The 25,828-nt window shown below is 73.8% G+C and carries 19 protein-coding genes and 1 pseudogene; 7 read left to right on the forward strand and 13 right to left on the reverse strand.

Annotated features, from left to right (window positions below; translation table 11 throughout):
* Positions 1-270 precede the first annotated feature (270 nt).
* The 5 genes and pseudogenes from AC6F7H_RS09735 to AC6F7H_RS09755 all read left to right on the forward strand — a co-directional run.
* Positions 271-723 (forward strand): annotated as a pseudogene (locus AC6F7H_RS09735) (ATP-binding protein); the annotation flags it as partial.
* 285 nt (positions 724-1,008) lie between these two features.
* On the forward strand, positions 1,009-5,040 hold the full coding sequence (locus AC6F7H_RS09740; RefSeq protein ID WP_500756574.1) for a DUF6079 family protein: 4,032 nt from the start codon (positions 1,009-1,011) through the stop codon (positions 5,038-5,040).
* A complete protein-coding gene (pglZ, locus tag AC6F7H_RS09745; protein WP_500756576.1) occupies positions 5,040-7,787 on the forward strand; it encodes a BREX-2 system phosphatase PglZ in 2,748 nt (915 codons plus the stop codon). The genes AC6F7H_RS09740 and pglZ overlap by 1 nt, the downstream gene beginning before the upstream one ends.
* Complete coding sequence (gene brxD, locus AC6F7H_RS09750; RefSeq protein WP_500756578.1) at positions 7,784-9,139, forward strand: BREX system ATP-binding protein BrxD; 1,356 nt, start codon at positions 7,784-7,786, stop codon at positions 9,137-9,139. The genes pglZ and brxD overlap by 4 nt, the downstream gene beginning before the upstream one ends.
* Positions 9,136-11,301 (forward strand): DEAD/DEAH box helicase, encoded by a 2,166-nt coding sequence (locus tag AC6F7H_RS09755; protein ID WP_500756580.1) that lies wholly within the window; start codon positions 9,136-9,138, stop codon positions 11,299-11,301. The genes brxD and AC6F7H_RS09755 overlap by 4 nt, the downstream gene beginning before the upstream one ends.
* 76 nt (positions 11,302-11,377) lie before the next feature.
* Here the strand turns inward: AC6F7H_RS09755 and groL are convergent, their stop codons facing one another.
* From groL to AC6F7H_RS09770, 3 genes are all read right to left on the reverse strand, one after another.
* Positions 11,378-12,997: a chaperonin GroEL gene (gene groL, locus AC6F7H_RS09760; protein ID WP_500756581.1), complete on the reverse strand. Its 1,620-nt coding sequence runs from the start codon at positions 12,995-12,997 to the stop codon at positions 11,378-11,380.
* Positions 12,998-13,115: 118 nt separating this feature from the next.
* Positions 13,116-13,424 carry a co-chaperone GroES gene (groES, locus tag AC6F7H_RS09765; RefSeq protein WP_109377710.1) on the reverse strand — a complete coding sequence of 103 codons (309 nt, stop codon included), beginning with the start codon at positions 13,422-13,424 and terminating at the stop codon, positions 13,116-13,118.
* A 310-nt stretch (positions 13,425-13,734) separates the two neighbouring features.
* Complete coding sequence (locus tag AC6F7H_RS09770) at positions 13,735-14,622, reverse strand: polysaccharide deacetylase family protein (protein WP_500756583.1); 888 nt, start codon at positions 14,620-14,622, stop codon at positions 13,735-13,737.
* 157 nt (positions 14,623-14,779) lie between these two features.
* Between AC6F7H_RS09770 and AC6F7H_RS09775 the strand changes: the two genes are divergently transcribed.
* Positions 14,780-16,006, forward strand: coding sequence for a class I SAM-dependent methyltransferase (locus AC6F7H_RS09775; protein ID WP_500756584.1), 1,227 nt, complete (start codon positions 14,780-14,782; stop codon positions 16,004-16,006).
* Between the two features lie 27 nt (positions 16,007-16,033).
* On the opposite strand, the gene AC6F7H_RS09780 is transcribed toward AC6F7H_RS09775, so the two are convergent.
* The 5 genes from AC6F7H_RS09780 to tsaB all read right to left on the reverse strand — a co-directional run bounded on the left by AC6F7H_RS09780 (position 16,034) and on the right by tsaB (position 19,910).
* Positions 16,034-17,095, reverse strand: a complete 1,062-nt coding sequence (locus AC6F7H_RS09780) for a LacI family DNA-binding transcriptional regulator (protein WP_500756585.1) — start codon at positions 17,093-17,095, stop codon at positions 16,034-16,036.
* Positions 17,096-17,268: 173 nt separating this feature from the next.
* A complete protein-coding gene (locus AC6F7H_RS09785; protein WP_500756586.1) occupies positions 17,269-17,529 on the reverse strand; it encodes a hypothetical protein in 261 nt (86 codons plus the stop codon).
* Positions 17,526-18,641: a tRNA (adenosine(37)-N6)-threonylcarbamoyltransferase complex transferase subunit TsaD gene (gene tsaD / locus AC6F7H_RS09790; protein WP_500756587.1), complete on the reverse strand. Its 1,116-nt coding sequence runs from the start codon at positions 18,639-18,641 to the stop codon at positions 17,526-17,528. The genes AC6F7H_RS09785 and tsaD overlap by 4 nt, the downstream gene beginning before the upstream one ends.
* The gene (locus tag AC6F7H_RS09795; protein ID WP_500761734.1) at positions 18,634-19,218 is read right to left on the reverse strand and encodes a GNAT family N-acetyltransferase; all 585 of its coding nucleotides are present in this window, start codon (positions 19,216-19,218) and stop codon (positions 18,634-18,636) included. Before AC6F7H_RS09795 ends, tsaD begins: the two co-directional genes overlap by 8 nt.
* Before the next feature lie 38 nt (positions 19,219-19,256).
* Positions 19,257-19,910, reverse strand: coding sequence for a tRNA (adenosine(37)-N6)-threonylcarbamoyltransferase complex dimerization subunit type 1 TsaB (tsaB, locus tag AC6F7H_RS09800; RefSeq protein ID WP_500756589.1), 654 nt, complete (start codon positions 19,908-19,910; stop codon positions 19,257-19,259).
* 152 nt (positions 19,911-20,062) lie between these two features.
* Between tsaB and AC6F7H_RS09805 the strand changes: the two genes are divergently transcribed.
* On the forward strand, positions 20,063-20,647 hold the full coding sequence (locus tag AC6F7H_RS09805; RefSeq protein WP_500756590.1) for a hypothetical protein: 585 nt from the start codon (positions 20,063-20,065) through the stop codon (positions 20,645-20,647).
* A 41-nt stretch (positions 20,648-20,688) separates the two neighbouring features.
* Here the strand turns inward: AC6F7H_RS09805 and AC6F7H_RS09810 are convergent, their stop codons facing one another.
* The 5 genes from AC6F7H_RS09810 to AC6F7H_RS09830 all read right to left on the reverse strand — a co-directional run bounded on the left by AC6F7H_RS09810 (position 20,689) and on the right by AC6F7H_RS09830 (position 25,686).
* Positions 20,689-20,877, reverse strand: a complete 189-nt coding sequence (locus AC6F7H_RS09810) for a hypothetical protein (protein ID WP_500756592.1) — start codon at positions 20,875-20,877, stop codon at positions 20,689-20,691.
* Between the two features lie 179 nt (positions 20,878-21,056).
* Positions 21,057-21,617: a tRNA (adenosine(37)-N6)-threonylcarbamoyltransferase complex ATPase subunit type 1 TsaE gene (tsaE, locus tag AC6F7H_RS09815; protein WP_500756594.1), complete on the reverse strand. Its 561-nt coding sequence runs from the start codon at positions 21,615-21,617 to the stop codon at positions 21,057-21,059.
* Positions 21,583-22,824: an alpha/beta fold hydrolase gene (locus AC6F7H_RS09820; RefSeq protein ID WP_500756596.1), complete on the reverse strand. Its 1,242-nt coding sequence runs from the start codon at positions 22,822-22,824 to the stop codon at positions 21,583-21,585. Before AC6F7H_RS09820 ends, tsaE begins: the two co-directional genes overlap by 35 nt.
* An 89-nt stretch (positions 22,825-22,913) precedes the next feature.
* Positions 22,914-24,086, reverse strand: coding sequence for an alanine racemase (gene alr, locus AC6F7H_RS09825; protein WP_500756597.1), 1,173 nt, complete (start codon positions 24,084-24,086; stop codon positions 22,914-22,916).
* A 127-nt stretch (positions 24,087-24,213) separates the two neighbouring features.
* The gene (locus tag AC6F7H_RS09830; protein WP_500756599.1) at positions 24,214-25,686 is read right to left on the reverse strand and encodes an NAD(P)H-hydrate dehydratase; all 1,473 of its coding nucleotides are present in this window, start codon (positions 25,684-25,686) and stop codon (positions 24,214-24,216) included.
* Positions 25,687-25,828: the final 142 nt, after the last annotated feature.

Raw genomic sequence — 25,828 nt, forward strand, 5'->3', positions numbered from 1 at the left:
CCCTCCCCTGCTCAGAGGAGTTCGGCCGGCTCGTCCAGCACGCGCGGCCCCTGAAGGGCAGCGGCCGTTGGACGGCGGGTGCCCCTTCAAGTCCACCAAGACGCCGGCACGAGTCATTCCGATGTGATCACAGGAGTTCCGGAACGAGCGGCGCGGGCGGCGGGCGGTCGCCCCGACACGTCCGACACCCTCGCCCGACGCCCCTACAGAGCGCCGCCGTGGGGGCGTCGGAGCTGGTGAACGGGGTGCCGCCACGGGATCTTCGGAGGCATGACGAGTTCCCCCCGGCGGCGGCGACCGGCCGCTTCCGCCCTCCTCTTCGCCGAACAGAGGGTCTTCACCCTCCGCTTCTCCGCCACCCCACGCGGCGCCCGGCTCGCCCGGCGCCTCGCCTCCCAGCAGATGGACGCCTGGGGCTGGCCCTACGGCAGCCCGGTGCACGACACCGTCGAGCTGGTCGTCGCGGAGCTGGCCGCGAACGCCGTCACCCACGGCCGGGTCCCCGGCCGGGACGCCGAGCTGCGGCTCGGCAGGAACGCGGACGGGGCCCGGGTGCGCGTGGAGGTGAGCGACGTGCGCGGTGAGCGGCTGCCCGTCCCGGCGCCGGAGGACGGACCGCTCACGGAGGGCGGCCGGGGGCTCGCCCTCGTCGCGGGGCTGGCCGAGGAGTGGGGCGTCGCCGAGCGTCCGGGGGCACCCGGCAAGACCGTGTGGGCGGTGGTCGCCACCGGCCCGGCGGCCGATCCCGTACCCGGCCGGGCTCCCGGCCCGGTCGGCTGTCCGGCGCCCGGCCCCGTCCTCGCCCCGGCGCCGCCCGTCGCCCTTCCCTCGGACGCGGCGCGGGCCTGATCCCCGCGCGCCCCGCCCCCATCGCCGCCCCGCCACCCGCCTCACCTCGCCCTCCGCTCCCGTCCGGCCCCGATCCCGTCGCCCCGCCCCGGTGCCCTTGTGCGGCCTGGCAGGATTGGGGGGACTTGTGCGGGATGCCATGGGGATCGGGAGCGGTATATGGCCAGGGGTGGCGGCGACACCGTCGTGCTGAGGGACGTCCTCGACATCAAGGAGGACGTCACCGCCGGGGACTTCAAGATCGAGCTGTCCCAGGGGTTCCGGGGCGACTCGGCCGGGCGGGTCGAGGAGTACGTGGTGACCCCGCAGCTCCAGGAGCAGTTCCGCAGCGCGCTGAAGCTGGTGCGGGGCGCGGTGCGCAAGGGGTCCTCCGAGGCGGCGTACCTGCACGGGTCCTTCGGTGCCGGTAAGAGCCACTTCCTGACCGTGCTGCACGCCGTCCTCAACGGCGAGCCGGCCGCCCGCGCCAAGCCGCGGCTGCGGGAGGTCATCGCCGAGCACGACGAGTGGATGCGCGGCAAGCGGTTCCTGATGGTGCCGTACCACCTCGTCGGCGCCGCCAACCTGGACGAGGCACTGCTCGGCGGGTACGTGCGGACCGTACGCGAGCTGCATCCGAACGCGCCGACGCCGACCGTGTTCCGCTCGGACGCCCTGCTCGCCGACGCCCGCCGGATGCGGGAGCAGCTCGGCGACGAGGCGTTCGTCAAGCTGCTGCCCGACGGCGCCCCGGCGGGCGGGGGCGGGGACGACGATGACGACGAACTCCAGGTGATCGGCACCGGCGGGTCCTGGACCTCCGCCGAGCTGGACGAGGCCTTCGCCGCGCCCGCCGGGGACCCGCGCCGGGAGCGGCTGGAGTCCACGCTGCTCACCGGGCCCCTGCGCTCGTACGCCGAGAGCGCGCGCGGCGACGCCGCCAAGTACGTGCCGCTGGAGAACGGACTCGCCGCGATCAGCCGGCACGCCCGGTCGCTGGAGTACGACGGTGTGGTGCTGTTCCTGGACGAGCTGGTGCTGTGGCTCCAGGCGCACATGCGGGACCGCACCTTCGTCAACAACGAGATCCAGAAGCTGGTCAAACTGATCGAGTCCGGCGACGCGGACCGGCCGGTGCCGATCGTGTCGCTGATCTCCCGGCAGCGCGATCTGTCGCAGCTCGTCGGGGCCGACGTGCTCGGCGCCGACGTGAAGGCGATGGAGCAGGCGCTCGAGTACCTGAACGAGCGGTTCACCACCGTCGACCTGGAGGACCGCAACCTCCCGGAGATCATCAAGGAGCGGGTGCTCAAGCCGCGGCCCGGCAAGGAGGCGGTGCTGGAGAACGCCTTCGCCGGGGTCGACCGGTCCAACCAGCAGGTCAAGGACATCCTGCTGGACGGCGGCGGCGCCACCCACGCCGACTGGACCGGCTTCCGGGCCGTCTACCCGCTCTCCCCCGCCCTGCTCAACGTGCTCGTCGCCCTCTCCGGCGCCCTCCAGCGCGAGCGGACCGGTCTCAAGCTGGTCCAGCAGCTGCTGGAGAAGAACGCGGACGCCGCCGTCGGGCAGCTCATCCCGCTCGGCGACCTGTGGGACGTCCTCGTCGACGGCACCGGGGCCGCCTTCACCGACAAGCTGAAGCGCGAGTCCGAGGCCGCCGTGAAGTTCTACGCCAAGGCGCGCACCCACCTCCTGGACAAGTACGGCTCCGACACGCACGCCGAGTTCCGGGCCGACGACCGGTTCGTCAAGACGCTGCTGCTGGGCGCGCTCGCCCCCGACGTGCCCGCGCTGCGGCGGCTGACCGGGGCTCGGCTGGCCGCCCTCAACCACGGCTCGGTGCGCTCGCGGACCGTGCCCGCCGGTGACGTGGTCGTCCGGCGGATGCGGGACCTCCAGGCCGCGTTCCCCTCCGAGGTGCGGTCCGACGGCGAGGCCGACCCGGTGTTCTCGCTGCACCTGTCCGACCTCGACATCGAGCCGCTGCTGGACGCCGTCGCCGACGAGGACAAGGCGGGCGTGCGCCGGGTGTGGCTGCGCGACCGGCTGTGGGAGGCGGCCGGGGTGCGCGACGGGCAGTTCGTCGCCGAGAAGGAGATCGTCTGGCGGGGCACGCGGCGGATCGCCGAGTTCGTCTTCGGTAACGTACGGGACCGGGCCGACCTGCCGGACGAGCAGTTCACGCCCGCCACGGCGGGCCATGTGCGGTTCGTCGTGGACTATCCGTTCGACGACGGCGACCACTACCCCAGTGACGACTTCCACCGCGTCGAGGAGCTGCGGAAGGACGGGGTCACCGCCCCGACCCTGGTGTGGCTCACCGACTTCTTCTCCGACCAGCGCAGGGCACAGCTCGGCCGGCTGATGCGGATCAACTTCCTGCTGGAACGCGACCGGCTCGCCGACTACACCGGGACCTTCCCGCCCGACGACCGGGCCAAGGTCAGGCGGCAGCTGGAGGTCGCCCGCGACACCCTCACCGACCAGCTCACCGGCGCGCTCGCCGAGGTGTACGGGCTGGCCCGGCCGACCGACTCCAACCCCGGGCCCGAGGTGCCGGACGGGCGCCATGTGCTGTCGCTCCAGCCCGAGTTCGCGCAGCCGCGGGAGGAGGGCGGCAAGGGGTTCGAGGCGAACGTGCAGCACCTCGCCGACGGCATGTTCTCCGCCCTGTACGCCAAGCACCCCGACTTCGGGCCGGACCGCAACGGGCAGCGCAAGGCGGTGACGGCCGGTGAGCTGCGCACGGCCCTGGAGTGGATCACCCGCGCCATGGACGAGGGCGGGCGCGCCCAGAACGTCGACAGCCACCACCTGAAGACCGTCAAGCGGATCGTGGAACCGCTGGAACTGGGCACGGTCCACGACGGGCCGCTCGTCATGCGGCAGGACTGGCGCACCCGGATCAACCAGGCCGCGTCCGCCCACAAGCAGCGCGGTGACCTCGCCGTCGAGGACATCCGCGGCTGGATCACCAAGGACCTCGGGTACGGCGGTCTCGACAAGCTCACCGGGAACCTCCTCATCGCCGCCTACGCGCTGCTCGACGACCGGGCCTGGGTGTTCCAGGGCGGCCCGGAGCGGGAGGCGCCCGCGCTGCACGAGATCGGGCCCGGCTGGTCGCTGCGCGCGCAGCCGCTGCCCGGCGACGAGGAGTACGCGGCGGCCCGCGAGCGGGCGGCCCGGCTGCTCGGCGTCTCCGCCAAGCCGAACATGTACGCGCGCAACGTCAACCGGCTCGCCGACGACGTCCGCGCCAGGGCGGAGGCCTGGGAGAAGGACGTGGCGGGGGTGCGGGCCTCGCTGGACCGCCATGCCGCGCTGCTCGGTCTCGACGGCCCGGGTCAGGGCTCGCCCCGTACCGCGATCCTGCGGGAGGCCGCCGCCCTGCTGGCCCGGCTGACGCGGCACGGCGGCGACGCCACCGCGCTGGTGCGCGAACTGGCCGCCGCGTCGTACACCGCGACCGAACGCGACCTGAACACCGCGATGGGCAGCGCGGGCGAGGTGCTGCGGGCCCTCGACGACGCCCCCTGGCCCGTCCTCGACAACGTGCGCGGCCTGACCGGCCGGGAGGACGGGGTGGGCGACCGGGCCCGGCGGCTCTTCGACGAGATCGCGCTGGCGGCGCGGGCCTCGGAGTTCGAGCGGTCGCTGGTGCCGGTGCTCGCGGAGGCGGGCGAGCGGGCCAACGCGATCATCAACGCCGCGCTCCGGGTGGAGAACGTGTTCACCACCCGGCAGGATCCTGTGCCGGGGCCGCGGGACGTGCGGGTCACCGAGCCGGAGGTGGCCACGCACCATCCGGGGGCGGGGCAGGCCGGCGAAGAGGCGTCAAACGCCCGGACCTCCCCGTCGGCTTCCGCCGCTGGGGGAGACGGTCCGGGCCGCACCCGGCGGGCGGGCCGCCGGCTCGTCTCCGCCGTCGGCGCCACCCCGCTGGAGGAGCGGCTGGCCGACGAACTGGCGGGCGTCCGGGACGACATCCGCGCCTACCTCGCCGCCCACCCGGGCGCCACGGTGGAGGTCGGCTGGAAGCCGGTGGCGGCCGACGGCGCCGACGGAGCCGGTGCGGTCGACGCGTCCGGCCTTCCCGGTGCGACCGGCGGGCGCGGCGGGACAGAAGCATCCGGCGGGGCGGACACGTCCCGGGGCTCCGGCGAGGCCGACGGGTACGACGTTGCCGACGGCGACGGGGAGGCCCGCTGATGGCGGCCCGGCCCGCCGCCGGGCGGCGTGCCGTCGAGGTGCTGCTGGAGGCGGAGCTGCCCCGTGCCGAGGGACGCCGGCTGGTGCTGGTCGACGCGGTGTGGGCGGGCGGCGATCAGGAGCGGGAGTTCACGGTCCAGGTGGACGGCGTCGCCCGCCGGGTGCACGTCACCGACCAGGACTCGCCGCTCGGCATCGCCGACGCCTGGCGGCACCACACCACCGCCGTCGACCCGGACGGCGACAGCGTCCTCGTCGTCACCGGCCTGGTCCCCGCCGACCAGCTCGGCTGGGACCTGCGCGGGCACGCGGTGCGCCGCAGGCCGCTGGCCGTGGAGCGGGCCGACATCGTCAAGCAGCTGTTCGGGGCGGGCGACCTGGACACCCGCATGGTGCGCGAGAACTGGCTCCTCGACGCCCTCCTGGAGGCCGAACCGTCCGGCGGCTGGCCCCGGGCGGGCTCCGTCCTGACCCGCGACCGGGCCCTGCGCGCCCTGCTCGCCGCCCGCGTCGGCCTCGGCGACACCAGCGACGAGTCGCTGGACCTGGACGCCGACACGCTCTTCGACTGGAGCCGCACACCGGCCGGGCCCCGGCGGTTCGCCGAGCTGCCGGAGCAGGAGCGTTCCGGTCTGACCACCTGGCTGGAGCAGGTGACCGGCCCCGCCGCGCCCACACTGCTCGCGCTCGCCGCCGACGGGCGCGGCGCCGACGCCCTGCCGCTGGGCGCGCTGGCGTCGGCCGCCCTGGCCTGCCCGGCCGCCGCCGACGCCGGATTCGCCCTCGGCACGCTCTTCGGGCACGCCCTCGGCTCGTTCGACGCACTCGCCCCCTACGCGTCGGCCGCCACCGGCGTCCTGACCCGGTGGATCGCCCAGGCGGAAGCGGGCGGCGGCGCGGGCACCGACGCGCGGGCCCGGGTCCTGGCCGTACTGGAACGCGCCGACCAGCTCGCCGACACCGCACGCCTGACCGGGCTGCTCGCCGGGGACCGGCTGCTGCCCTCCGGCTACCGGGCCCGGCTGCGGACCCTCGCCACCGCGCTCGACGGACGGCCCGGACCGGCACAGGCCGCGCTGCGCGACCTCGCCGGCCACCAGCTCGCCGCCCTCCACGCGGACTCCACCGAGCGCGCCCGTACCGCCGTCCGCCTGCTGCGCTGGCTCGACGGGCCGCAGGCCGTGCAGGCCACGCAGGAATCGGTCGGCAGGAGCGTGCGCCGGCACCTGGAGTCCACCGGCTGGGTGGACCTGGCGACCGGCGTCCTCGCCGAGGGCGACGCCTCACGCGACAGCGGGATCGGGGAGGCGTACCACCGGCTGATCGGCCGCGTCCGCGACCGGCGCCGGCAGCTCGACGAGTCGTTCGCCGCGACCCTGGCCGTCTGGACCGAGGCCGCCTCGCAGCAGGCACCGCACGGGGCGCTGCTGATCGAGGACGTGCTCGCCCGGGCCGCCGCTCCGCTGGCCCGCGACGGCGGTCGGCCGCTGGTGCTCGTCCTGGACGGGATGAGCGCCGACGTCGCCGTGGAACTCGCCGCCGGGCTCGCCCCGCGGACCTGGACCGAGATCGTGCCCACCGCACCCGCGGGCCACCGCCCCGGCCGCCTCGCCGCCGTCGCCATGCTGCCCACCCTCACCCGGATCAGCCGGGCCTCGCTGCTGAGCGGAGCCCCCGCCGAGGGCGGGCAGGACACCGAACGCGCCGGGTTCACCGCCTTCTGGAAGAAGCGGCACCGCGAAGCGGTGCTCTTCCACAAGGGCGGCTACGAAGGGAAGGCAGGACACCGGCTCGCCCCCGCGCTCCTCGAAGCCCTCGCCGACGAAAGACACGTCGTCGGCGTGATCGTCAACACCATCGACGACGCACTCGCCGACGGGCGCGACAACGGGCGCGCCCGCTGGCGCACGGGCGACATCGCCAAGCTGGCCGACCTGCTCGACGCCGCCCTCGGCGCGGGCCGGCCGGTCCTGCTCGTCTCCGACCACGGGCACATCCTGGACCGCAGCCCGCGCGAGTCCGGTCCCACCGCGGCCGAGGGCGTGCGGGGCGCCCGCTGGCGCACCGGCCCGGCCGGGCCCGGGGAGGTGGAGCTCACCGGGCCGCGGGTACGGACCGCGGGCGGGCGGATCACCGCCGCCTGGCGCGACGACCTGCGCTACACCGCCCGCCAGGCCGGATACCACGGAGGCGCCTCGCTCGCCGAAGTCACCGTGCCCGTCCTGGCGTTCGTCCCGGCCGGCAGCGAGATCCCGGCCGGCTGGACCGCCCTGCCCGCGGAGGACACCGCCCCCGAGTGGTGGCGCGGGGACGCCGAAACGGCACAGCCGCGGGAATCCGCACCGGCCTCCCGCGGCAAGGGCGGCGGCAGCCGCAAGCAACAGCCGCAGCACGAAAGCCTGTTCCCCCAGCCGGGGCGCGGCACGCTCGGCGAACAGACCGTACGCAGCAAGCCGTTCGAGACGCAGCGCGAGTTCGTGCGCAACGCGCCCGGCAACACGGCGGTGGCCGCCGCGCTCGACGCGCTGCTCACGGCCGGCGGCAAGCTCTCCCCGCCCGCCGTCGCCGCCGCCGCCCAGGCCGCCACCGGCAAGTCGGAACGCAACCCCCAGCGGTTCGTCACCATGCTCGAACGGCTCCTCAACATCGACGGCTACCCCGTGCTCCAACTGGTGGAGTCCGGGCGCACCGTCCACCTCGACAGGGAACTGCTGCGCCAGCAGTTCCCGGAAAGCACCGCCCCGTGAGCACCCCGATCCCGCACCCGCACGCACCGGGCACCCCCGGCATCAGCGCCGCCCGGGCCCGCGACGTCGTCGACGCGCTGCGCCGCGGCACCGTGCCGCAGCAGGGGCTGGGGCTGTTCGCCGTCGGCCTGGACCGGTTCGCGGACGCCCTCGACGACGACCTCGCCACCGTCGTGCGGGGCGGCTCCGCCTTCCACGCGCTGCGCGGTGAGTACGGCTCCGGCAAGACGTTCTTCGCGCGGTGGCTCGCCGAGCGGGCCAAGCGGCGCGGGCTGGCCGTCAGCGAGGTGCAGATCTCCGAGACGGAGACACCGCTGCACCGCCTGGAGACCGTCTACCGACGGCTCACGGAACGGCTGACCACGTCCACCCATCAGCCGTCCGCGCTGCGCGCCGTGATCGACTCCTGGTTCTACGCGCTGGAGGAGGAGGTCCTCGACGCCGGAGACGCCGACGAGGACGACGAGGCCTCACTCGCCCGTGCCGTCGACGAACTGCTGGAGCGGCGGCTCGCGGACGTGGCCCGCACCACGCCCGCCTTCTCCGCCGCGCTGCGCGGCTACCGCGAGGCGGTGGCGGCCGGGGACGGCGCGCGGGCCGAGGCGCTGATCGCCTGGCTCGGCGGGCAGAAGTCCGTCGCCGCCTCCGCCAAGCGGGCCGCCGGAGTGCGCGGCGACCTCGACCACTTCGGCGCCCTCGGCTTCCTCCAGGGCCTGCTGACGGTGCTGCGGGACTGCGGGCACCCCGGGCTGCTGCTCGTGCTCGACGAGGTGGAGACCCTCCAGCGGGTGCGCGGCGACGTGCGGGAGAAGTCGCTGAACGCCCTGCGTCAGCTCCTCGACGAGATCGACGCGGGCCGCTTCCCCGGCCTGTTCCTCGTCATCACCGGCACCCCCGCCTTCTACGACGGGCAGCAGGGCGTGCAGCGCCTCGCACCGCTCGCCCAGCGGCTGGCGACGGACTTCACCACCGACCCGCGCTTCGACTCCCCGCGCGCCGTCCAACTCCGCCTGACCGGCTTCGACCTGGCCTCCCTCGGGGAGCTGGGCCGCAAGGTGCGCGGTGTGTACGAGGCCACGGCCCGCCACCCCGAGCGGATCACCGCGCGGGCCGACGACGCCTACCTCGACGAGCTGGCCCGTGCCGTCACCGGCTCGCTCGGCGGCAAGGCCGGCATCGCGCCCCGGCTGTACCTGCGGAAACTGGTCGCCGACGTCCTCGACCGGATCGACACCTTCGACGACTTCGACCCGCGCGCCCACTACACGCTCACCGTGAACGCCTCGGAACTCGACGAGGTGGAACGCAACGCGGCCGCGAGCGCCGGGGACGTGGAGCTGGAGCTGCCGTGAGCGCCGACGCGCTGGACCTGCTCGACCCGATCCTCACCCATCACATCGTCAACTCGCTCGGCTGGCGCTCCCTCAGACCGCTCCAGGAGGAGGCGATCGAGCCCCTGCTGTCCGGGCGGGACGCCGTCCTGCTGGCGCCGACCGCCGGCGGCAAGACGGAGGCCGCCGCCTTCCCCCTGCTCACCCGTGCCGGGCGGCACGGGTGGAAGGGCACCGGCATCCTGTACGTCACCCCGCTGAAGGCCCTCCTCAACAACCTGCACCCCCGGCTGGAGACGTACACGGGCTGGGTGGGGCGGACCGCGGAGCTGTGGCACGGCGACATCGCCTCGAGCCGGCGCCGGCGCATCCTGTCCCGGCGCCCCGACCTCCTGCTCACCACGCCCGAGTCGCTGGAGGCCATGCTGGTCAGCACGCATGTGGACCACCGGGTGTTCTTCTCCGGGCTGCACAGCGTGGTGGTCGACGAGGTGCACGCGTTCGCGGGCGACGACCGCGGCTGGCACCTGCTCGCCGTGCTGGAACGGCTCCAGAGGATCGTCGGGCGGCCGGTGCAGCGGGTGGGGCTGTCCGCCACCGTCGGCAATCCGCGCGAACTGCTGGACTGGCTCCAGGGGTCGGGGCGGGGGCGGCGGCCGGGGCAGGTCGTCGCGCCCGGTGTCGCGCTGCCCGAACCGGGAGTGCGGGCCGGGGTGTCCGCGCCGGACGCCCCGGGCGCGAGTCCGCCGCCCGGCGACGTCGAACTGGACTACGTGGGCTCCGTCGCCAACGCGGCCACCGTCATCTCCGCCCTGCACAGGGGAGAGAAGCGCCTGGTCTTCTGCGAGAGCCGGCGCACCGTCGAGGAACTGGGCGAGCAGCTCCGGCTGCGCGGCGTGACCACCTTCCTCTCGCACGCCTCCCTCTCCACCGACGAACGGAGGCGCGCGGAGGAGGCGTTCGCCGAGGCCCGGGACTGCGTGATCGTCTCCACCAGCACCCTGGAACTCGGCATCGACGTCGGCGACCTGGACCGGGTGGTCCAGCTCGACGCGCCCGCCACGGTCGCCTCGTTCCTGCAACGCCTCGGCCGTACCGGACGCCGCCCCGGCACCCACCGCAACTGCCTCTTCCTCGCCCTGGACGACGAGGGCTTCCTGGACGCCGCGGCCCTGCTGCTGGCCTGGTCGCGCGGCTGGGTGGAACCGGTGACCGCGCCCCCCGAGCCGCGGCACCTCGTGGCCCAGCAACTGCTCGCGCTGTGCCTCCAGGAGCACCGGGTCGGGGAGAACCTGTGGCAGGAGTGGTGGGGCGGCCTCGGCGTGTTCGGTGCCGCCGCCGAACCCGTCGTACGGCACCTGGTGGAACAGGGCTACCTGGAGCGGGACTCGGGCACCCTGTTCATCGGGCTCGAGGCCGAACGCCGCTTCGGACACCGGCACTTCGTGAACCTGACGGCCTCGTTCACCGCGCCCCCCGAGTTCACCGTGCTCAGCGGGCGGACGGAGATCGGCCGCACCGACCCGGACCTGCTCACCGAGGAGACCGACGGCCCGCGCAAACTGCTTCTGGCGGGCCGCAGTTGGCTGGTGACGTACATCGACTGGCGGCGCAGGCGCTGCTTCGTGGAGCCCGTGGACGAGGGCGGGCGCGCCAAGTGGAGCGGCTTCGGGGCGCATCGCGTCCGGTCGTTCACCCTGGCCCGTGCCGTACGCGACGTGCTGCTCGGGGGCGATCCGCCCGTGTCCCTGACCCGGCGGGCGGAGGCGAAGCTCGCGGCCGCCCGGGAGAGTTACCTGGACGTGGTGCGTCCGGCGGGCACGGTCATCACCCGTCGGGGCGCCGACGACGTGCGCTGGTGGACCTGGGCCGGGCACCGGGCGAACGCCACCCTGGCCGCGTCGCTTCCGTCCGTCGTCCTGCGGCACCGGGTCGTCGACGACCGCTTCGTCCGGCTGCGGGACGACGTGACCCCGCAGTCGTGGCGGGCGGCGGTGGCGGACGCCGGGACGGGTCTGACCCTGCCCGAGGTGGACCCGCACGCCGTGCGCGGCCTGAAGTTCGCCGAGGCGCTGCCCGCGCGGCTCGCGGAGGCCACCCTCGCCGCACGGCTGGGTGACGCCGAAGGGGCGCGGGCGGCGCTGGCGGAGCCGGTCCGGTTCCTGCTGCGGCAGGACGGCTGACCGCACGGGGAAGGCCCCCGCTCCGGACCGGACCTTGCGTCCGGGGTGGAACGGGGGCCTTCTACGAGCGGGATGCTCAGTGGGCGTGGCCGTGGCCCGCGGCGGCCGGCTCCTCTTCTTCCTTCTTCTCGACGACCAGGGTCTCGGTCGTGAGCAGCAGGGAGGCGATGGAGGCGGCGTTCTCCAGGGCGGAGCGGGTGACCTTGACCGGGTCGATGACGCCGGCCTTGACCAGGTCGCCGTACTCGTCGGTGGCGGCGTTGTAGCCGCTGCCCTTCTCGAGCTCGGCGACCTTGGAGACGATGACGTAGCCCTCGAGGCCGGCGTTCTCGGCGATCCAGCGCAGCGGCTCGACGGCGGCGCGGCGGACGACCGCGACACCGGTGGCCTCGTCGCCGGTCTTGCCGAGGTTGTCCTCGAGGACCTTGACGGCGTGGACGAGCGCGGAGCCACCACCGGAGACGATGCCCTCCTCGACCGCGGCGCGGGTCGCGGAGATGGCGTCCTCCAGACGGTGCTTCTTCTCCTTCAGCTCCACCTCGGTGGCGGCGCCGACCTTGATCACGCACACGCCGCCGGCCAGCTTCGCGAGGCGCTCCTGGAGCTTCTCGCGGTCCCAGTCGGAGTCGGTGGTCTCGATCTCGGCCTTGATCTGGCCGACGCGACCGGTCACGTCCTCCTTCTTGCCGGCACCGTCGACGATCGTGGTGTCGTCCTTGGTGACGGTGACGCGGCGGGCGGAGCCCAGCACGTCCAGGCCGACCTGGTCGAGCTTGAGGCCGACCTCCTCGGAGACGACCGTGGCGCCGGTGAGGACGGCCATGTCCTGCAGCATCGCCTTGCGGCGGTCGCCGAAGCCGGGGGCCTTGACCGCGACGGCGTTGAACGTGCCGCGGATCTTGTTGACGACCAGGGTCGACAGGGCCTCGCCCTCGACGTCCTCGGCGATGATCAGCAGCGGCTTGGAGGCGTTGGCCTGGATGACCTTCTCCAGCAGCGGCAGCAGCTCGGCGATGGAGCCGACCTTGCCCTGCGTGATGAGGATGTACGGGTCGTCCAGGACGGCTTCCATGCGCTCCTGGTCCGTCACGAAGTACGGCGACAGGTAGCCCTTGTCGAAGGCCATGCCCTCGGTGAAGTCCAGCTCCAGACCGAAGGTGTTGGACTCTTCGACGGTGATGACACCGTCCTTGCCGACCTTGTCCATCGCCTCGGCGATGAGCTCGCCGACCTGCTGGTCCTGGGCGGACAGCCCGGCGACGGCGGCGATGTCGGACTTCTCGTCGATCGGGCGCGCCGAGGCGAGGAGGTCCTCGGAGACCGCGGCGACGGCGGCGTCGATGCCCTTCTTCAGGGCGGCCGGGGAGGCGCCGGCGGCGACGTTCTTCAGGCCCTCGCGGACCAGGGCCTGGGCCAGCACGGTCGCGGTGGTCGTACCGTCACCCGCGATGTCGTTGGTCTTGGTCGCCACCTCCTTGACCAGCTGGGCGCCGAGGTTCTCGTACGGGTCCTCGACCTCGACCTCGCGGGCGATCGTGACACCGTCGTTGGTGATGGTGGGGGCGCCGAACTTCTTGTCGATGACGACGTTGCGGCCCTTGGGGCCGATCGTCACCTTCACCGTGTCGGCAAGCTTGTTGACGCCGCGCTCAAGGGCGCGACGGGCGTCCTCGTCGAACTTCAGGATCTTCGCCATGGCAGCGGGAGCCCTCTCGGAAATCAGGGGTGAAAAATCACTGCGCCCCGGGCGCCCGGCTCGGTGAGCGTATCGGGACCAGGGGCGCAGTTTCGGAGCAAATGTGCTACGAGGTGACTTACTTCTCGATGATCGCGAGAACGTCGCGGGCCGAGAGAACGAGGTACTCCTCGTTGTTGTACTTCACCTCGGTGCCGCCGTACTTGCTGTAGAGCACGACGTCGCCGACCTTCACGTCGAGTTCGACGCGCTTGCCGTCCTCGATGCGGCCCGGACCGATGGCCAGGACAACGCCCTCCTGGGGCTTCTCCTTGGCGGTGTCCGGAATGACCAGGCCCGAAGCCGTGGTCTGCTCGGCGTCGAGCGGCTGGACCACGATGCGGTCCTCGAGCGGCTTGATGGCAACCTTGGAGCTGGCGGTCGTCACGATCCGACCTCCCCCTTCGGAGATCTCACGGGGTTAACTGTCTGAGGTGGCGACCAGGTCGATCCGTCGTCGCGGGTGCCGGACCTGCCCGTCGCGTGTGTTGGCACTCTCCAGGGGGGAGTGCCAGACCCGAGACTATGACCGCGATTAGCACTCGGTCAAGCGGAGTGCCAATTCACCGCGTTCGCGTCGCCGGAGTTCCCGCGTACGCCGGTCCGGAAAGCCGGCCCCTGTTCGGGTGATCATCCCCGGGGCTGCCACCCCCGGACGCCCGCTTCAGCCTGAACCGCCACGGCCGCCCCCCGCCGAATCACAGGTAGTCCTCCAGGCGCCCCACCGCGTACCCCTCGGCCGTGACCTTGTCCAGGAAGCGGCGGATCATGTCGGGCATCGTGCCCTTCCACTCGTTCCGGCCCCGGAAGTGGGTCAGGACGATGTCGCCGGGGTGCAGCTTCCGGTCGCCCTCTCGGTACTCCCAGCGGTCGACGAAGACCTCCTCGTTCCACAGCGGGACGTACTCGATGCCGCAGGACTCGGCCGCGCGCAGGGTGTTCTTGTCGTAGCTGCCGAACGGCGGGCGGAACAGGACCGGGCGACGGCCGTACCGCTCCTCGAGGACGTCCTGCATGCCGCAGATCTCGCGCTTCTGACGGGCGCGGGACAGGCCGCGCAGGGACGGGTGGTTCAGGGTGTGGTTGTTCAGGCCGACACCCAGGTCCTGCATCTCCTCGAAGTAGCCGTAGTCCCCCTTGATGACGTAGTCGCTGAGGAACGCGGTGTACGGGATCTCCAACTCGCTCATCATGCGCAGGAGCTCCGGGTCCTTCTCGGCGCCGTCGTCGATGGTGAGGAAGACGACCCTCTCGTCCGTGGGGACGGTGGTGAAGACCGGGGGAAGGCCCAGTTTCCGGTGGCCGTCGACCTCGAAGCCCTTACGGGTGGTGATCCTCGGCTTCTTCTCGGGCGCCGGCGGAGCGGTCCGGGGCACCAGCTTGAGCCCCCAGCGCTTCGCGGCGGCCACCCGTGCGGCGTGCGCGGCGCGCAGTTCGGGGGCGTAGGAGTCGGGCGCGCGGGCCGGGGGCGCACCGAGGGGCTGCTGTCCGCCCGCAGCCGGGCCCGGAGCGGTGGAGTTCTTTCCGCAGCCCGCGACGAGAGGGGCGAGGGCCGCGAGGGTGAGTACGGCGGCACCGGCCCGCACACCCCACCTTGACCGCCTTTTATCGTTTTGTCCTACTAGTCGCATGGAGCCGGATCCTCGCAGTCCACCGCCCCGGAGCCGGCCCGACACCGCGGCCGGCGGCGCACCGTCCACCGACTGGCCCACAGCCGGCCCGCACCTGACCCACAATGGGCCGGTGAACGACCGCACCCCGCTCTCCGCCTCACCCCTCGCCCCGCTCCTCACCCCCGAGGGCCGCGCCCTCCTCGACGAGGTGCGCGACACCGACCCGGCGCGGGAGCTCGCCGTCGCGACCCGGCTGCGCCGTGAGCATCCGGCCGAACTGGTCTCGGCGGCGCTCGGCCAGGCTCGCCTGCGGCAGCGGGCGGTGGCGAAGTTCGGGGCCCAGGACGCCGCGCGCATGTTCTTCACGCCGAACGGGGTCGAGCAGTCGACCCGGGCGAGCGTGGCGGCGTACCGGGCGCGGCGGCTGAAGGAGTCGGGCGTGACCTCGGTGGCCGACCTGTGCTGCGGGATCGGCGGGGACGCGATCGCGCTGGCCCGCGCCGGGATCCGGGTGCTGGCGGTGGACCGGGACCCGCTCACCGCGGCGGCGGCCCGCGCGAACGCGGACGAGCTGGGTCTGGCCGGGCTGATCGAGGTGCGGGAGGCCGACGTCACGGAGGTGGACCCGGCCGGTTACGACGCCGTCTTCGTCGATCCGGCCCGGCGTGGCGGCCGCGGTCGCGTCTTCGATCCCGAGGCCTACTCACCTCCGCTGTCCTGGGCGATCGAGGCGGCCCGCAAGGCACCCCGCGCCGCCGCGCTGAAGGTCGCCCCGGGCATCCCTCACGAGGCCGTCCCCACCGACGCGGAGGCCGAGTGGATCTCGGACGGCGGGGAGGTGAAGGAGGCGGTGCTGTGGTTCGGCAACGGGCGGACGGCCGCCGCCGGATCGGGGAGTGCGGCGCCGGCGATCCGGGCGACCCTGTTGCCCGGCCCGCGCACGCTCCTCTCCCGCGGGCTGCCGGACCCCGCGGTGCGCCCGCCCGGCCGATACCTGTACGAGCCCGACGGCGCCGTCATCCGCGCCCATCTCGTCGCCGAGGTCGCCGAACAGCTCGACGGCGGGCTCATCGACCCGACCATCGCCTACGTCACCGCCGACGAGCACCGCCCCACCCCGTACGCCACCGCCTACGAGATCACCGACCGGCTCCCCTTCAACGTCAAGAAGCTGAAGGCGCTGCTGCGTGAGCGCCGGATCGGCACGCTGACCGTCAAGAAGCGCGGCTCGGCGGTGGAACCGGAGGAACTCCGCCGCAAGGCCCTGCCCAAACCCCACGGCCCCGAGTCCGTCACGGTCTTCCTCACCCGCGTCGCAGGCGCCCCGACGATGCTGCTGGGGCACCCGGTGCGGTGAGGCCCGCGGGCGGCAGTCCTCGACGCCCTAACGCCCTCGCCCGGCCGGCGGCGCTCCCGTACTGCTGCGCACCACCAGGCTCGTGGCCAGTTCCACCCGGGTCGCGGCCGCCGCGCCCTCGCCCTTGCCCAGGTCGAGGACCAGCCTGGCCGCCGCCTCGGCCATCTCGGTCAGCGGCTGCCGTACGGTCGTCAGCGGCGGCCCCACCCAACGGGCCACCGGCAGATCGTCGAACCCGACCACGCTCAGGTCCTCGGGGATCCGCAGACCCAGCTCACGCGCGGCCTCGTAGAGACCGAGCGCCTGGAGGTCGTTGCCGGCGAAGACCGCCGTGGGCCGGTCCTCGCGGCGCAGCAGGGCGAGGCCCTGGCGGTAACCGGTCTCGTGATGGAAGTCGCCGGGCATGATCAGCCCGGGGTCCACCGGAAGCCCGCCGGTCTCCAGCGCCGCCCGGTAACCGTCGATGCGGGCGCGGCTGCACATCATCTGCGAGGGGCCGCTGATCGCCCCGATCCTGGTGTGCCCCAGCTCGACCAGATGCCGGGTGGCGGCGAGGCCGCCCTGCCAGTTGGTCGCGCCGATGGAGGGCACGTCGGTGCCCGGGTCGCCCGCCGGGTCCATCACCACGAACGGGATGGAACGGCTGGTCAGCAGCGCCCGCCCGGACTCGTCGAGACCGGACAGGACGAGGACCACCCCGTGCGGACGGCGCGCGGCGACCTGGTCGGCCCAGGTGCGCCCCGGCGTGAGCCGCCCCGCGCTCTCGGAGAGCACGACGCTCAGTCCGGCGTCCCTGGCCACGTTCTCCACGCCCCGGATGACCTCCATCGCCCAGGCGCTCTCCAACTCGTGGAAGACCAGGTCGATCAGCGGCGAGCGGGTGGCCTCGGCACGTCGGCGCCGGTAGCCGTGGGCGCGCAGCAGTTCCTCGACCCGGCTGCGGGTGGCGGGGGCGACATCGGCACGGCCGTTGAGGACCTTCGAAACAGTCGGTGCCGAGACACCGGCCTCGCGGGCGATCTCGGCGAGGGTCGCAGTCTGCGCACTGCGCCCTCGCGTCCGGTTCTCAGCGGGCTGCGAGGAATTCATGGCGGCGATCGTATCCCCGGGACCTCCTTGGCGGAGCCTCTCCCGCACCACTGAATCCCAGAACATTCGACACAGGGTCCGAAACATTCGGTTTTCGTCGATCGAGCAGGCCGTCGCCTGGTCGGACCCCGGGCGCCCTGGAACCACGGTCGGTCGCCCGCGCGGGACGCCGGTCAGTCCGCCGCCACCGACTCGAAGCGCCAGCGGTGGACCGGGCGGGTGATCAACTCAGCGGCTGGTTCGGGGAGTTCGGGGAGGTCGGCGTCGTACGGGGCGTCCCACCAGGTGATGACCAGGACGCGGTCCTGCGGGGCGCGGAAGGTCTCCCGGCGCAGGGGCGGATCGCCGTCGAACTCCTGGGTCCGCGCCCAGGCCAGCAGGTCCTCGCCCCGGTCCGGCACCGCCCGCGCCTCCCACATCAACGCGACGGTCATGAGTACAGGTTCTCCTTGCCGACCTCATGAACGTGGTCGTGGTCATGACTGTGGCTGCGGGTGTGGGCCTCGCCCGGGACATGGGGTTCCGTCACCGGGAGCGACGAGTCGGCGGACAGGTCCCAGTCGGAGGCGGCCCGGCCCCGGGCGATCATCTCCGCACCCAGGGCGGCCACCATCGCGCCGTTGTCCGTGCACAGCTTGGGGCGTGGCACGCGCAGCCGGATACCGGCCGCCTCGCAGCGCTCCTGGGCCAGCGCCCGCAGCCGGGAGTTGGCGGCCACTCCACCGCCGATCATCAGATGGTCGACACCCTCGTCCTTGCAGGCGCGTACGGCCTTGCGGGTGAGCACGTCCACGACCGCCTCCTGGAAGGACGCCGACACGTCGCGCACCGGGACCTCCTCCCCCGCCGCCCGCTTGGCCTCGATCCAGCGGGCCACGGCCGTCTTGAGGCCGGAGAAGGAGAAGTCGTACGCCGGGTCGCGCGGACCGGTGAGCCCGCGTGGGAACGCGATCGCGTTCGGGTCCCCCTCGCGCGCGTACCGGTCGATGACCGGACCGCCGGGGAAGCCGAGGTTCAGCACGCGCGCGACCTTGTCGAAGGCCTCGCCCGCCGCGTCGTCGATGGTGGCGCCCATGGGGCGGACGTCGGAGGTGATGTCCGAGGACAGCAGCAGCGAGGAGTGTCCGCCGGACACCAGCAGCGCCATCGTCGGCTCGGGCAGCGGTCCGTGCTCCAGCTGGTCGACGCAGATGTGCGAGGCGAGGTGGTTGACGCCGTAGAGGGGCTTGCCGAGGGCGTAGGCGTACGCCTTGGCCGCCGAGACGCCGACGAGCAGCGCGCCGGCGAGGCCCGGACCGGCGGTGACGGCGATGCCGTCCAGGTCCCGGGCGCTCACCCCCGCCTCCTTCAGCGCGCGGCCGATCGTCGGCACCATCGCCTCGAGGTGCGCCCGGGAGGCGACCTCCGGGACGACGCCGCCGAAGCGGGCGTGCTCGTCGACGCTGGAGGCGACGGCGTCGGCCAGCAGGGTGGTGCCCCGGACGACTCCGACACCGGTCTCGTCGCAGGAGGTCTCGATCCCCAGCACCAGGGGTTCGTCAGCCATGGGTCTCGGTTCCTTCTACGCCGTTCACGGGGTTCGTCGGGTTCGTCGCGCTCATCGGGTTCGCCGGACTCACAGAGGTCGCCGGGTCGGCCAGCCGCATCACCAGGGCGTCCACGTTCCCCGGCTGGTAGTAGCCCTTCCTGACCCCGATGGTCTCGAAGCCGAAGCGCTCGTACAGCTTCTGGGCACGGACGTTGTCGATCCGGCACTCCAGGAACACCTCGGCGCACTCGAACGCGGTGGCCGCCCGCAGCAGTTCCGTCAGCAGCCGCGAGCCGAGGCCGGTGCCCCAATGGTCCCGGGTGACGGCGATGGTCTGGACGTCGGCCACACCGGCGTCGTCCCCGCCGGACGCCCCGTCACCGGACGCCCCGTCACCGTCGGGCTGCGCACCCGCGGCGGTGAGCCCCGCGTACCCGACGAGGCGGTCGCCCTCCTCGGCGACCACATACCTGCGGGTCGCGGCGGGCCCGCGCGCATGGGCCAGCTCGGACCAGAACATCCCGCGTGACCAGGCGTCCTCGGGGAACAGTTCGCGCTCCACCTGGAGCACGGGTTCGATGTCCCACCAGCGCATCTCACGCAGTACGACGCTCTCGGGGTTCTCGGGTCCTGTCACTTGGGGGTGACCACCTTGTAGTTCTTGGGGACCTGGGCATCGGGCCGCCGCAGGTACAGCGGCCGGGGCGCGGGCAGTTCCTCCCCCGCCGCCAGCCGCTCGGCGGCCAGCCGGGCGAGGGCGGCGGCCGACACGTGCTCCGGCTCGTGCGCCCTGGGGAAGGTCTCGGGGTACAGCAGCGCACCGGCGCCGACCGCGGGCAGCCCCGCGACCCGCCCGGCGATGTCGGCGGGGCGGTCGACGGCGGGGTCGGTGAGGCGGGTGCGCGAGTCGGCGTAGCGCGCCCAGTAGACCTCCTTGCGGCGGGCGTCGGTCGCCACGACGAAGGGGCCCTCCAGGTCGGCGGCGTAGGCGAGGCCGTCCAGCGTGCACACACCGTGCACGGGGACGCCGAGCGCGAGCCCGAAGGTGTCCGCGGTCATCAGGCCGACCCGCAGCCCGGTGTACGGACCGGGACCGATGCCGACGACGATCCCGGTGACGGCGCCCGTCTTCAGACCGGCTTCGTCGAGCACCCGGTCGATCGCCGGGAGCAGCAGCTCGCCGTGTCGGCGGGCGTCCACCTGGCTCGAGGAGGCGATGACGTCGTCGCCGTCGTGCAGCGCGACGGTGACGGCGGGGGTGGCGGTATCCAGAGCGAGCAAGAGCACACAAACAGCCTACGGCTCCCCACGGCCCGTGTCGGACGACCCGGTCGAACGGCTACGTACTGCTACCGTCACATCGGCGTACGCGCAATTATGGATCATTTCTGACATTCGATGACAGACGCAACGGTAGACGTGGGGCTGAGGTGAGGGCGGTGGCAGGCAGCAGTTCGGCGATCGTGGCGGGACTGACCGCGGCCGCCCTCGCGGCGATCGCCTTCCTCGGTCACCAGGCGGCGTCGAACGCCTCGGCCCGCCCACACGCCACCCGCGCGGGCACCGCGCCGGGTGCCGCGCAGGCGGGCCGAGGTACCGACGACGCAGACGATACGGACGGCACCCACGACGCCGGCACCCTCACCGCACCCCCCAGAGGCTCCGGCCGGGGCGCCCGGGTCGTGTACGCGCTGGACGCCGACCGGGTGTGGCTCGTCGAAGAGAGCGGCAAGGTCGAGCGCACCTTCACGGTCAAGCCCGGCACGGTGGACCCGGAGCCGGGCACCTACCGGGTCACCTCCCGCTCCGGGAAGATCACCGGATCGGACGGCGTCCCGGTCGAACACGTCGTCCGTTTCGCCGACGGCGACGGCACGGTGATCGGCTTCAGCGCGGCCGTGGACGGCTCGGTCCCGGAAGTCGACCCGAAGGTCCGCACGGGCGGTGTCCGCGAGACCCGGGCGGACGGCAGGGCGATGTGGAAGTTCGCGACGATCGGCCGCAAGGTCGTCGTCGTCCGGTAGCCGCCGGAGCCTGCCCTCACAGGTCAGGCGGCGTCTACAGGTCAGGCGGCGTCACGGTGGGTGCCGGTCGGCTCCGCGGGCCGCGACTGCGGCAGCGGCTCGGGGGCGCGGGGCGGGGTGGAGACCGCGGCGGCGGCCGCACCGGCGGCCAGCAGGTCCCGCATCGAAACCCCGGTGGACGACTGCGACCGTGTCCCGGTCGTCCGGCAAGAGCTCTCGATGGCCGGCATGGACGCCTCCTGGGGGTCGGGGGCGGACGTAGTTAGGTAGACCTAACTACGAGCTGGACACCATGTGACCACGTCCGGGACACCGAACGCAACATTTTGCCGACACCTTGTCGGAACGCATGGAGAACATACGGGGGAAGCGGCCCCCACCCGGCCTCCCCGGACCGGTGCCTCCCGGCTCAGGCCGACAGCACGCTCAGGTCGGTGCCCGCCCAGCGGTCGCCCAGGCCGGTCAGCGTCACGTGCCGTACCTCGTCCGTCGTGTCGCCGACCGCGCGGTGGATGACGAGCTGGAGCCGGTCCTCGGTCAGTTCCTCGATCCTGCCCTCGCCCCACTCCACGACGATCACCGACTCGGGCAGCGAGACGTCGAGATCGAGGTCCTCCATCTCGTCCAGCCCGCCGGAGAGCCGGTACGCGTCGACGTGGAGCAGCGGCGGGCCGTCCCCCAGGGACGGGTGGACGCGGGCGATCACGAACGTCGGCGAGGTGACGGCACCGCGCACCCCGAGCCCCTCGCCGAGCCCGCGGGTCAGCGTGGTCTTGCCCGCGCCCAGCTCACCGGTGAGCATCACGAGGTCGCCGGCGCGCAGCAGTTTGGCGAGCTTGCGGCCCAGTTCCCGCATCTGTTCGGCCGAGGTGACGGTGAGCTCGAGCCCGACGGAGCGCGCGGCCGACGTGGAGGACTCGGGCGGCTGCGGCTGCTCAGCCGGGTTGTCCGGTGCTGCTGGTGCTTCCATAGGCACCCACGGTAGCTCCTGCGGGCACTGCTCCCGCGCGGGCCAACAGGTCCGCGAGACGGTCGGTGACCACTTCCGGATGCTCCAGGATCACCAGGTGCCCGGCGTCGGGCACCAGCACGAGTTCCGCGTCCGGCAGCAGGTCGGCGATGGCCTCGCTGTGCTCGCTGGGCGTCACCAGGTCCCGCACCCCGGCCAGCACCAGCACCGGGAGATCGGCGAAGTGGGCGAGGGCCTCGGTCTTGTCGTGGTCGCTGAACGCCGGGTAGTACTCGGCGACGACGTCGATCGGAGTGGACTCGATCATCCGCTCGGCGAAGCGGGCGACGGCCGGGTCGATGTCCCGGGTCGCGAACGAGTACCGCTTGATGACTCCGGCGAACAGGTCCGCCGTGGCCCGGCGCCCCCTCTCCACCAGCTCGGCCCGCTGCCCCAGCGCCTTCAGCACCCCGGGCAGCACCCGCCGCACCGCGTTGACCCCGGCCACGGGCAGCCCGAAGTTGACCTCGCCGAGCCGCCCCGACGACGTACCGACGAGGGCGACACCGACGACCCGCTCGCGGATCAGCTCGGGGTACCGGTCGGCGAGGGCCATCACCGTCATCCCGCCCATGGAGTGCCCGACCAGCACGATGGGCCCCTCGGGGACGGTGGCGTCGATGACGGCCTTGAGGTCCTGTCCGAGCTGGTCGATGGTGACCGGCTCGCCCCGCTCGGTCTGGGCCGCGCCCCGCCCGGAGCGGCCGTGGCTGCGCTGGTCCCAGTGCACGGTCCGTACGACGCCCCTGAGCGCGGCCCGCTGGAAGTGCCAGGAGTCCTGGCTGAGGCAGTAGCCGTGGCTGAAGACGACGGTGACGGGGGCGGGTGACTTGCGGCCGAACAGCCGGCGGCGCCGTGCGGGAGCGGCGGCGGGGTCGGGGTCGAGGTCGTCGACCTCGTAGTACAACTCGGTGCCGTCCTCGGCGTACGCCTTGCCGGGGGTGCCGCGCAGCGAGCCGTAGGGGCCCGTGGAGTCGAGGGCGAGCCGGGCCTTCTTGCGCATGCCCCGGCCGACCGTCATCCGCTCTATGGCGACGCCGGCGGCGGCGCCCGTCGCGAGCACGCCTATCGCGAAACCGGCGACACCGGTCGCCCGGCGCCAGCCGCCGGACGCCGCGGCAACGGAGTCGGCAGCCGCCAGGGCGGCCTCCGCACTGCTCTCCCCCACGTACGGCTCCTCTGTATGTTTCCGTGCCTGCGTCTGCGGCGTCGCGTCCACGGACCCACGCCCACGGACTCACGTCTACGTCGTCGCGTCTACGTCGTCGCGTTCACATGGACGCGCGGAACGCGGGTTCCGATCCGGGTGACGATCTCGTACCCGATGGTGCCCGCGGCCTGCGCCCAGTCCTCGACGGTGGGTTCGCCGCGGTCGCCGGGGCCGAAGAGGACCGCCTCGGCGCCCGCCCGGGGTTCGTCCCCGCCCAGGTCGACGGTGAACTGGTCCATCGCGATCCGCCCCGCGACCGTGCGCCACTTGCCCTCGACCAGCACCGGACCGGCGGAGGAGGCGTGCCGCGGGATGCCGTCCGCGTAGCCGAGCGGGACGAGGCCGAGGGTGGTCGCGCCCGGGGTGACGTAGTGGTGGCCGTACCCGATGCCCTCTCCGCCCGGGACGTGCTTCACCAGGGCGAGGGAGGCGGTCAGGGTCATCACCTGACGCAGCCCGAAGTCGGCGGGGGTGCCGATCTCGGGGCTGGGCGAGACGCCGTAGAGCGCGATGCCGGACCGGACGAGGTCGAAGTGGCTCTCGGGGAGGGTGAGGGTGGCTGCCGAGTTGGCGATGTGCCGGACCTCGGGGTCGACGCCCTGCTGCTCGGCCCGCGCCACCATCTCCCGGAAGCGGGTGAGCTGGGCCTCGATGGAGGGGTGCCCCGGCTCGTCGGCGCAGGCGAGGTGCGACCACAGGCCGACGACGCGCAGCAGTCCGTCGGCCTCGGCGCGCAGCGCCCCGGCGATCAGCTCGGCCCAGTCCCCGGGCACGCAGCCGCCCCGCCCGAGGCCGGTGTCGGCCTTGAGGTGGACGCGCGCGGGCCGCCCGGCGAGACGCGCGGCCGCGGTGACCTCCTCCAGCGCCCACAGGCCGCTGACGGACACGTCGAGATCGGCCTCGATCGCCTCCCGCCAGGGCCCGCCGGGCGTCCACAGCCAGCACATGACGCGCACGTCGTCCGGCACCCCGGCGCCGGGCGCGCGCAGCGCCAGGGCCTCCTGCGGGGTGGCCGTACCGAGCCAGGTCGCCCCGGCCTCGACGGCCGCCCGCGCGCACGGCACCGCGCCGTGCCCGTAGCCGTCCGCCTTGACCACGGCCATGAAGGCGGCGTCGGGCGCGTGGGCACGCAGGCTCCGCACGTTGGCGCGCAGCGCGGCCAGATCGATCTCGGCGCGGGCCCGCAGCGTCGCGCCCCGCACAGCATCTGTCTCGTTCATCGCGCCCCAGTGTCTCAGAGCGGTACGAGACCCCACAGGGAGCGGTACTGCACCACCGGGCGGCCTCCCCCGGCCGCCTCCTCCCCCGGCCTTCCGTCCTCACCCGGCCTCCCCGGCCTCCCCGTCCTCACACGCGCACGACGTCCCGCCAGGCCGCCGGGAGCGCCTCCGCCACGTCGTGCGCCCCCACCGGCGCGCCGTCCGCCGCGCATCGTCCGGCGAGGCCGTGCAGGTAGGCCGCCGCGCTGCCCGCGTCCAGTGGCGCCAGCCCGGCCGCCAGCAGCGAGCCCGCCAGTCCGGACAGGACGTCCCCGCTCCCGGCCGTGGCCAGCCAGGACGTGCCGGTCGGGTTCACCCGCACGGCCGTCGCCGTCCCGTCGCCGATCCCGGCGCCCGGGTCGGCGACCAGCGTCGTGGAGCCCTTGAGCAGCACGGTCGCCCCGTAGCGTCCGGCCAGTTCACGCGCCGCGGCCAGCCTGCCGCCCTCGACCTCCTCCCGTTCCACGCCGAGCAGCGCGGCGGCCTCGCCGGCGTGCGGGGTCATCAGTGTGGGCGCCCGGCGTGCCCGTACGGCCGAGGCGTCGGCCAGCCGCAGTCCGTCCGCGTCGATCAGCACCGGTACGTCCGCCGCCAGGACCTCCGCCACGGGCCCGGCGTCGTCACCGGCCCCGGGCCCGACGACCCACGCCTGCACCCGCCCGGCGTGCTTCGGCCCCCGGTCGGACACCAGCGTCTCGGGGAAGCGGGCGATCACGTCCCGGGCGGCGGGACCGACGTACCGCACGGCCCCGGCGCCGCCCCGCAGCGCGCCGGACACCGCGAGCACGGCGGCGCCGGGATAGCGGGCGGACCCGGCGGCGACCCCGACGACGCCACGCCGGTACTTGTCGCTCTCCGCGCCGGGCACCGGCAGCAGCCGTGCCACGTCGGCGTGCTGGAGCGCCTCCAGCACCGGCTCGGCCGGCAGTTCCAGCCCGATGTCGACGAGCCGTACCGACCCCGCGTACTCCCGTGCCGGATCGACGAGCAGCCCCGGCTTGTGCGTCCCGAAGGTCACCGTGAGGTCGGCCCGGAGCGCGGTGCCGCGGACCTCACCGGTGTCCGCGTCGACACCGCTCGGCAGGTCGACGGCGACGACCGCGCCGCGCGACCGCTCGGCGGCCTCGGCGAGCGGCACCGCGTCCGGCCGCAGCCCGCCCTTGCCGCCGATCCCGACGATGCCGTCCACGACGAGATCGGCCCGCCGGATCAACGCCTCGGCGCCGCCGGTCCCCACGGCCCGGCCCCCCGCCCGGCGCAACGCCGCGAGCCCGGCGGCATGGGCGCGCTCCGGCGCGAGCAGCACCGCCGTGACGCCCGCGCCGCGCCGGGCCAGCCGGGCACCGGCGTAGAGGGCGTCGCCGCCGTTGTCCCCGCTGCCGACCAGCAGGACGACCCTGCTTCCGTAGACCCGTCCGCCCGGGGCGCCCCGCCCCAGCAGCTCCGCGCAGGCCGCGGCGAGCCCGGCGGCGGCACGCTGCATCAGCGCGCCCTTCGGCAGTCGCGCCATCAGTTCCCGCTCCGCCGCCCTGACCGTCTCCACGCTGTACGCAGTACGCATACGTCCGAGTGTCCCGCACGAAACGTCCCAACTCCCGTATCCGGGAAGCCGCCCCGCGTCTCGGAGGCCGGTCGGAAGCCGTCGAGGCCCGCATACCCGTCGCGTCCGTCGACGGCATGCCGTGCCGCCGACCGACCGGGCA

It is taken from the genome of Streptomyces sp. MMS24-W38, from assembly GCF_059889265.1.